The sequence below is a fragment of the Bradyrhizobium oropedii genome (genome assembly GCF_020889685.1).
Classification (GTDB): domain Bacteria; phylum Pseudomonadota; class Alphaproteobacteria; order Rhizobiales; family Xanthobacteraceae; genus Bradyrhizobium; species Bradyrhizobium oropedii.
The window spans coordinates 1-7,560 of the sequence record NZ_JACMYO010000289.1 but is presented as its reverse complement, the minus strand read 5'-3'; the positions used below and the strand labels follow the sequence as shown (position 1 = coordinate 7,560).

Here is a 7,560-nt window from a genome sequence, read left to right as displayed (position 1 = left end):
GCCGCTCCGGTCCGCCGCGCGGCGGCAACCAAGAAGACCGCGACCAAGCGCGGCGCGGCCGGGAAGCGGTCCGTCGGAAAGACACGCAAGGCGGCGCGCAAGCACTGAGCATGATCCGCAAGGCCTGATCTTCCGCGTCGGTCAGGCCGCGTCGGATGCGGTAAGCGGGACGCTTGTGGTCAAGACCTGCGAGACCGCCGGCGATCCGGTCGCTGATTTTGTGCGCGCCGGAGCCCTCAAGATTTGTTGCAGACGACAGCGTGCGCTTGATCGCGGCGGTGAAGACGATCGACAAGGTCGAACAGGGAACTTCGGCCGGTTCATCTTCACATTTTGTTGTCTGCAAGAACGATCCTTGGCCGCATTCATTTGCGAGGTTGAGGCAAATCGCCGCGCGGAACTTGCGCGTGCGCGGATCAATTCAAATCGAACAAGGGCACTGGGCATGCAGACGCAGCGGATTGTGCTGAGCTTAGCGATCGCGATCGGCGGTCTTGGCGCTGCGGCGCCTGCGTCGTCGCAGGAATATCGCGGAACATGGGAACAGCAGATGGCGTGCACGCCTGATGTGATGCGGCTGTGCAGCGATCAGATTCCCGACACCAACCGGATCGTCGCCTGCCTGCGTGAGAACACGGCGCTGCTTGGCAGCGCCTGCCGTGCGGTATTCGAGTCGAATGCGCAACAACAGGCGCAGACGCAGGGGCGCGCACCCCAACCGCAGACGATGCAGCGGCCGCGCGCGCCGCAGCACGTGCAGCCGGCTCCGATCGCGCCGCCGCGGCCGTCGCCCTATGATGACGAAGACTAGGGCGCAGGACTGACTTCTGTCTGGGACCTGACTTCGCAGACATCGACCCATTCGGCGGCGGTCAGCTCCGCCATCCTGTCGGGCGTGATGCGCACCGCGCTGTGGGTCGAGCCGGCTGCCGGCACAACGATGTCGAATGCCTTCAGCGACACGTCGCAATAGACCGGCAGCGGCGTCTTCAGCCCGAACGGGCAGACGCCGCCGACTTCGTGGCCGGTGATGTCGGCAACCTCGTCGAGGCCGAGCATCTTCGGCTTGCCGCCGAACGCCGCCTTCACCTTCTTGTTGTCCATTCGCGACGTGCCGGCGGCGACGATCAGCACCACGCGGTCGCCGACCCGCAGGCTCAGCGTCTTGGCGATCCGCGCCGGCTCGACGCCGTAGGCCTCCGCCGCCAGCACGACGGTCGCGGAGCTCACAGCGGATTCGATCACGGAGATTTCGGGCGCCTTCTCGGCGAAGAAGGCGCGGACGGAGGCGAGACTCATATATTCAGGACCCTTGCTTAGGATCTGGCAGACACCAGGGCAGGAAGTTCGGAGAGGCCGTGGATCCGGTGATCGGGCACGACGCCGAGCTCGTCCATCTGGGTACGCAGCGCCTTGAACATCGTCAATGGGGCGATCGTTTCGCTTTCGACGCAGGCCAGCGCCATCGCCTCCGGCGTCACCCGTTCGATCCAGGCGACATTGAGTCCAAACGCCTTGGCGCCGCAGGCGTCCCACGGATTGGAGGAGATGAACAGCACCTCCGCGGGCGGCATTTTCAGCACCTGCTCGATCAGCGTGTAGGCCTCGGGCGCCGGCTTGAACACCTTGTGAGCATCGACGCTGATGGTCGCATCGAGCAGGCGGTCGAGCCCCGAATTGCGCACCAGCGCGTTCAGCATGTCAGGGCTGCCGTTGGAGAGGATCGCGAGCTTCTTGTCCTTCATCGCCTCGAGCGCGGCGACCGCATCCGGATACAGCGCAAGATGCCGATACTTGTCGACGATGCGGGCAAAGGTCGCCTCGTCATATTGCAGGCCGAGGCAGCGCAGCGTGTAGGCGAGGGAGTCGCGGGTGACGGCGGCGAAATCCTGGTAGCGCCGCATCAGCGAGCGCAGCCAGGAATATTCGAGCTGCTTGATGCGCCAGACCTGCGTGATGATGTCGCCATAGCCGGGGAACGCATCCTCGGTGATTTCGGCCACCGACTGGACGTCATAGAGCGTGCCGTAGGCGTCGAAGACGATTGCTTTGATTGTCATCGTGGTCTCTCTTGCCCGCCGATCGTCGAATACAGGAATTTTCTGAGTGCGTCGACGGATTGATCCCGTGCCGCCTCATTGAATTCGACGTGATGACCGAGCAGCATCTGCGGCGTGTGGAAAGACGGTACGTCGAAATCGTGGTAGGCGCCGGGATAGACGGTGATCGCGATCGGAATCCCGTTGTCCTTGTCGCGCGCCATGCCCCAGTCGTCACGGCCCTCGGCAAGGCTGCGGCACGCGTTCGCGGGCGCCCAGTCGTCGAGCTCGCCGATCAGGATCAGCGTCGGCACCGTCATGCTGCCCTTGACCCCGCCGCACGGCGGATAAAAGCCGATCGCAGCGCGGAATTTGTCCTTCGAGGAACGTTCGATCTGACCGCGTTCGACCGCGAGCAGCGCCAGCGTCGCGCCCTGGGAAAATCCCAGGACCGCCACCCGGCTTGGGTCGACCGACGGCTGTCCGACAAGATAGTTCAGCGCGCGATACGCATCATACAACGTCGACAGCGGCAGTCCGCCGGTGCAGGCACTGGTGATGCCGCGTGTTCCGAAGCGGTCGATCGTCAGCGCGACATAGCCCCACTCGGCTAGCCGCTTGCCCCAGCGCTCGTCGATTCCCCGCCAGTCGCCGCCGCAGCCGTGCAGCAGCACAACCGCGGGCGAGGGACCGGGACCATCCGGCAATCGCAGGTAACCCTGCAACGCTTGCGGTCCCGCCAGCGGGCTTTCGAATTCGACGAGGCGCGGCGCAATTTCGGCCGCCGGCGCAGGCGGCGCGCCTGTAGCCCAGAGGATGAGCGCTGCGAGAGGGGCGGCAAGTCCGGTGAAGTTCGTCATGAACCACCTCCGAAGCTTGCCGCCGATGATACTCCGTTAGATCACGATGCGCTTCCGCGGAATCGCATCATGATCCATCTCGTTGTTTGAGCATGATCTTCGCGCAAACGCGCGTTCTGCGTTTGTCGCGAGGGAAAACCGGTTTCCACTTTTCCGGATCCTGCTCTAGATACCCAAAATCTTCAGATCCCCAAAATCTTCCGCGCGTTGGCCTTCAGCACCTTGGGGCGGATCTCCTCGCGGATGTCGAGCTTGGCGAAGTCGGCGAGCCAGCGGTCAGGTGTGATGACAGGCCAGTCGGAGCCGAACAGCATCTTGTCCTGCAGGATCGAGTTGATGTAGCGCACCAGGATCGGCGGGAAGTATTTCGGCGACCAGCCGGACAGGTCGATATAGACGTTCGGCTTGTGGGTCGCGACCGACAGCGCCTCTTCCTGCCAGGGGAAGGAGGGATGCGCGAGGATGATCTTGAGGTCGGGAAAGTCTGCCGCGACGTCGTCCATGTACATCGGGTTGGAGTATTTCAGCCGCATCCCCATGCCGCCGGGCATGCCCGAGCCGACGCCGGTCTGGCCGGTGTGGAACAGCGCGATCGCGCCGCCTTCGTTGATCGCTTCATAGAGCGGATAGGCCATGCGGTCGTTGGCGTAGAAGCCCTGCATGGTCGGATGGAATTTGAAGCCGCGGACGCCGTACTCCTCGATCAGCTTGCGCGCCTCGCGGACGCCGAGCTTGCCCTTGTGCGGATCGATCGAGACGAACGGGATCAGCACGTCGAGATGATCGGAGGCGACCTCGAGCATCTCGAGATTGTTGTAGCGGCGGAAGCCGGTCTCGCGTTCGGCATCGACCGGGAAGATCACCGCGGCGATGTTCTTGGACCGGTAGTAGGCCGCGGTCTCCGGCACGGTCGGCGGATGCTTGTGCGGCGACTTGAAATAGTCGGCCATCTGCGCCTGGAAATCGTCATAGCCGTCGTCGCCATGCATGCCGCATGGCTCCTCGGCGTGGGTGTGGATGTCGATCGCGACGACCTTTTCGATGTCGGGCAGTTTGAGCTTGGGCATTCGGCTTCCCCGGCGGAGCGTTTGTTGGTGATGGAAAATAATTATACTATATAACGATCTTCGCAAGCGATCTGGCGCTGAAGGCACCTGAAAGGCGCGCGGCGCCATTCGGCGGCGAGGCTCCGTTTGGTCACGGACGGGGTTCACAGCGGGGACCGCGAGGACGATTCGCCGGCGATGAAACCATCATCCGGGCGCGACAGCGCGGCGGGACCCTGCTACGGATCAGCGCCACAATCACCGTTTCCGGAGCGATCTCAATATCCTGGCGGGTCGATCGGTGCAGGTTCCTGGCCGCGATATGCCCGAAATTCGGCCCGTCTCGGTTGACATTTAACGGTCGGATGGCTTAGAACCCCGGCCGTCCCGGGCGGCAGGCCGCTTGTCGGGATAAATCCCATTTTGCCACCTTTCGGCATTGATCAGGTACGGCCTCCAACACGGGCCTTTCGAAGTAACAGGATTGTCCCATGAAGGTCCGTAACTCGTTGAAGTCGCTGCGCGGCCGCCATCGCAACAACCGTCTGGTCCGCCGCAAGGGCCGCGTCTACGTGATCAACAAGGTCCAGCGCCGCTTCAAGGCGCGCCAGGGTTGATTGAGCACGGATCGGCGGCTGATTCCGATCCATCCTTCACAGGTCTTTGACGCCGCGCTGCTTTGCAGTGCGGCTTTGTGCGTCTAGACTTCGGCCATGGGATTGAATTTCCTTTGGCCTACCCACCGCCGGCTGGCGATCCTGATCGCTGCGCTTCTGGCCGGACCTATTTTGACTTTGCCTGTCGCGGCCGCGCGCAGGACGATCCGCGGGTGGTCCCCCCGCCCAAGGCCCAGAAAAAGCTGCCGGAAGCTCCGACCAAGCTGCCGAAGGTTCCGGCCGACCGCACCCGCGGGCTGGATTTCCTGTTCGGTGCTCTGAAGGCCGCGCCCGATGAGGACAGCGCCCGTCATGTCGAGGCGCGGATCTGGGCGCTCTGGCTGCAAACCCCGAGCGATACCGCGGCACTCCTGATGGTGCGCGCCAAGGCCGCGCTCGATGCCCAGAATGTCGATGTCGCGCTGAAGCTTCTGGATGCGGTGATCAAGCTGCGGCCCGACTATGTCGAGGCCTGGAACCGGCGCGCAACGATCTACTACCTCAAGAACGACTATGTCCGCTCGCTGGGAGACCTGCAGCAGGTGCTGACCCGCGAGCCCCGCCATTTCGGCGCGCTGGCCGGTGTCGGTATGATCATGCAGGACATGGGCGACGAAAAACGTGCGCTGGACGCCTTCCGCAAGGCGCTGGCGGTCGATCCCTACCTCGAGAAGGTGCCGCAGATCGTCAAGCAGCTGACCGAGAAGGTCGAGGGCCGCGACATCTGATTGCATGCGATTGATCGCGATCGCGGTCCGATGGACGCGAGAGGGCACGTGGCTCGCGAGCCAAGGCTTGCTCGCGATACGGTCCGATCGAGGGGACTAGTGCAGGAACTTGCCGCGGGAGGCGCTGTCCTGGGCGATGGCAGCATAGAATTGCTGAAGCTCCGCCTCCAGGTGCTCATTCACGAGCAACAGTGCCTTCAGGGCGCCGCGCAGGTCGCCGTTGCAGCTCGCCACGATCTGGTCGATGGCCGCATCGCTAGGGTCGGAAATCATGGTACTCCTCCGATTACTTCCCGTTGAACTCGTCGTGCGGACGCGGGTTCCCGTGAATCTCGTGTACAACCCAGAAATCCGGTAGCGTCCCGGTTTCGATGAAGCCTCGCGTCTGATGGCGAAATTGCCACCGGCAATCTATGAAATTACTAATGACGCAGGTATGAACCCGCTATCCACAGGCTGGGCGCACTGTGGACAACTCCGCGCCAGGGCGCGAGCCGGAAAATCGACAATTGGCTTTCCGAACAAGAGCATGCCCGGGCAAGGGCCAAATCCGGTATCGGGCGAAACCTGACTTCGGCTACCTCGTAATTTTCGGGTGGCCAAGATCCTCCGGATACCCAAGACCTTTCGGACCCCCTCGATGTTGACCGCGATCATCGCGCTGGTGGCCGCAGGGCTGGCGCTGGCGCTGGCGACACAGCTCGGCGTCCAGCTGATCCAGCGCGCTTGTCGGCCTCAGGGCCGCATGATCGAGGCGGCGGGCGCGCGGCTGCACGTGGTCGAGCTCGGCCCGCGCGATGCCGCAGGGCTGCCGATCGTGATGCTGCATGGCGCAAGCTCCAACCTCCGGGCGATGCAGCCGCTCGGCGTCGAGCTCGCCAAGACGCGCCGGGTGATCCTGATCGACCGGCCGGGCCATGGCTGGAGCACGCGCAAGCGCGTCGCGGATTCGACCCCCGCGGTCCAGTGCGAGATGATCGTGGAGGCGCTGACCAAAATCGGCGTCGACCGGGCGATCGTGGTGGCGCATTCCTGGGCCGGCGCGCTCGCCCTGCGCATTGCGCTCGATCATCCCGATCGCGTCGCGGGCCTCGTGCTGCTCGCCCCCGTCGCCTATCCGTGGCGCGGTGGCGCCGGCCGCTACAATGACGTGATCTCGACGCCGCTGATCGGACCGTTGCTCGCGCACACGATCACGCTGCCGCTCGGTCTCCTCGTCGCCAATTCGGGTGCGCGTGGCGTGTTCGCGCCGCAGCCGATGCCGGCCGATTTTGTCCGCGACAGCGAGACGTTGCTGCTGTTGCGCCCGCGCGAGTTCATCGCCAATGCGCGCGACCTCGTGACGCTGAAAGCCGCCGTCGTCGAACAGGCTCCGCGCTACGCGGAGATCAAGGCGCCGGTCACGATCATTTCGGGTGACGTCGACAAGACGGTCTCGACCGGCATCCATTCGCGGCCGCTCGCGGCCACGGCGCCGAATGCCAAGCTCATCGTGCTGCCGGGTGTTGGCCACATGATGCAGTACGTCGCGTCCGATCTCGTGGCATCCGAGATCGAGGCGATGGCCGACAGGTTGGTCCAGCCGACGGCAACAATGGACAAGACCGCGCCCGCGAATCTGTGATCCGGTAAGGCTTGCGCGGCTCCATCGCGCCGAACATCATGCGGCCCGCGCGGTTCTCCGATTTCATCAAAGGACACCTCTCATGCGGATCGACAACATCGCCGACCTCATCGCTGAAACCCTTGCCCAGGCCGGCGTGAAGCGCATCTACGGTGTCGTCGGCGACAGTCTCAACGGCCTGACCGAGGCCTTGCGCAAGCGCTGCACGATCGACTGGCTGCACGTGCGCCACGAGGAGGTGGCGGCCTTCGCCGCCGCCGCCGAATCCCAGATCACGGGCGATCTTGCGGTGTGCGCGGGCTCCTGCGGCCCGGGCAATCTGCATCTCATCAACGGCCTGTTCGACGCGCATCGCAGCCGCACGCCGGTGCTGGCGATCGCGGCACAGATTCCCTCCGCTGAAATCGGCGGCGGCTATTTCCAGGAGACCCATCCGCAGGACCTGTTCCGCGAATGCAGCCATTATTGCGAGCTGGTGTCCGATCCGGCGCAACTGCCGTACATGCTGGAGAATGCGATCCGGGCAGCGGTCGGCAAGCGCGGCGTGGCGGTTCTGGTGCTGCCGGGCGACGTCGCGATGCGGCCGGCGCCGAAGCGCGACATCGCG

General features: G+C 64.1%; 10 protein-coding genes. 5 read left to right on the top strand and 5 right to left on the bottom strand.

What is annotated here, in order from left to right; genetic code table 11:
- The first annotated feature begins 175 nt into the window (after positions 1-175).
- Positions 176-811 (top strand): hypothetical protein, encoded by a 636-nt coding sequence (locus H8A95_RS44620; RefSeq protein ID WP_420839530.1) that lies wholly within the window; start codon positions 176-178, stop codon positions 809-811.
- On the opposite strand, the gene H8A95_RS40490 is transcribed toward H8A95_RS44620, so the two are convergent.
- From H8A95_RS40490 to H8A95_RS40475, 4 genes are all read right to left on the bottom strand, one after another.
- Entirely contained in the window at positions 808-1,299 is a 492-nt protein-coding gene (locus H8A95_RS40490) for a YbaK/EbsC family protein (protein ID WP_229188108.1), read from the bottom strand. The genes H8A95_RS44620 and H8A95_RS40490 overlap by 4 nt on opposite strands.
- A gap of 17 nt (positions 1,300-1,316) precedes the next feature.
- Positions 1,317-2,060, bottom strand: a complete 744-nt coding sequence (locus H8A95_RS40485) for a haloacid dehalogenase type II (protein ID WP_229188107.1) — start codon at positions 2,058-2,060, stop codon at positions 1,317-1,319.
- Positions 2,057-2,899, bottom strand: coding sequence for a dienelactone hydrolase family protein (locus H8A95_RS40480; RefSeq protein ID WP_229188106.1), 843 nt, complete (start codon positions 2,897-2,899; stop codon positions 2,057-2,059). The genes H8A95_RS40485 and H8A95_RS40480 overlap by 4 nt, the downstream gene beginning before the upstream one ends.
- A 182-nt stretch (positions 2,900-3,081) precedes the next feature.
- Positions 3,082-3,966, bottom strand: a complete 885-nt coding sequence (locus tag H8A95_RS40475; RefSeq protein ID WP_163152990.1) for an amidohydrolase family protein — start codon at positions 3,964-3,966, stop codon at positions 3,082-3,084.
- A 470-nt stretch (positions 3,967-4,436) separates the two neighbouring features.
- Between H8A95_RS40475 and ykgO the strand changes: the two genes are divergently transcribed.
- Positions 4,437-4,562, top strand: coding sequence for a type B 50S ribosomal protein L36 (gene ykgO, locus H8A95_RS40470; protein ID WP_002718645.1), 126 nt, complete (start codon positions 4,437-4,439; stop codon positions 4,560-4,562).
- 212 nt (positions 4,563-4,774) lie between these two features.
- The gene (locus tag H8A95_RS40465) at positions 4,775-5,329 is read left to right on the top strand and encodes a tetratricopeptide repeat protein (RefSeq protein ID WP_229188105.1); all 555 of its coding nucleotides are present in this window, start codon (positions 4,775-4,777) and stop codon (positions 5,327-5,329) included.
- Between the two features lie 96 nt (positions 5,330-5,425).
- Here H8A95_RS40465 and H8A95_RS40460 read toward each other — a convergent pair whose 3' ends face one another.
- Positions 5,426-5,602: a hypothetical protein gene (locus tag H8A95_RS40460; protein WP_167350153.1), complete on the bottom strand. Its 177-nt coding sequence runs from the start codon at positions 5,600-5,602 to the stop codon at positions 5,426-5,428.
- Positions 5,603-5,969: 367 nt separating this feature from the next.
- Between H8A95_RS40460 and H8A95_RS40455 the strand changes: the two genes are divergently transcribed.
- Together H8A95_RS40455 and H8A95_RS40450 are read left to right on the top strand one after the other, a co-directional pair.
- Positions 5,970-6,953 (top strand): alpha/beta fold hydrolase, encoded by a 984-nt coding sequence (locus tag H8A95_RS40455; protein WP_229188104.1) that lies wholly within the window; start codon positions 5,970-5,972, stop codon positions 6,951-6,953.
- Between the two features lie 82 nt (positions 6,954-7,035).
- On the top strand, positions 7,036-7,560 hold a 525-nt coding region (locus H8A95_RS40450), incomplete at its 3' end, for a thiamine pyrophosphate-binding protein (protein WP_249796411.1).